This window comes from Amycolatopsis sp. WAC 01375, from assembly GCF_003947325.1.
GTDB lineage: Bacteria > Actinomycetota > Actinomycetes > Mycobacteriales > Pseudonocardiaceae > Amycolatopsis.
The window spans coordinates 1-320 of record NZ_QHHW01000001.1; the positions used below are offsets into that span (position 1 = coordinate 1).

Here is a 320-nt window from a genome sequence, read left to right on the forward strand (position 1 = left end):
AACGCCGACGTGTTCGGCCCGGCGTGTTCGCAGTTGCCGCAGGGCAGCGCGCCGGGTTCGCTGGACTCGATGGGCCCGCAGCCCGTCGCCAGCGCCGCGTCGACCAACCCGCTGCTGACCAAGCTGGTCGCCGCGGTCAAGGCCACCAACCTGGTCGACACCCTCAACAGCCAGCAGGCCATCACCGTCTTCGCCCCCGCGGACCCGGCCTTCGCCGCACTCGGTGACGCCAAGTTCGCCGAACTGGCGGGCAAGCCGGACCAGCTCGCCCCGATCCTGCAGTACCACGTCGTCGGGAAGCGTTACGACGCCAAGGGCCT

At 70.6% G+C, this 320-nt stretch carries 1 protein-coding gene; it reads left to right on the forward strand.

Translation table 11 applies throughout. From position 1 onward, the window contains the following. A partial coding sequence (locus tag DL991_RS00005; protein ID WP_199753767.1) for a fasciclin domain-containing protein occupies nucleotides 1–320 on the forward strand: 320 nt, incomplete at both ends.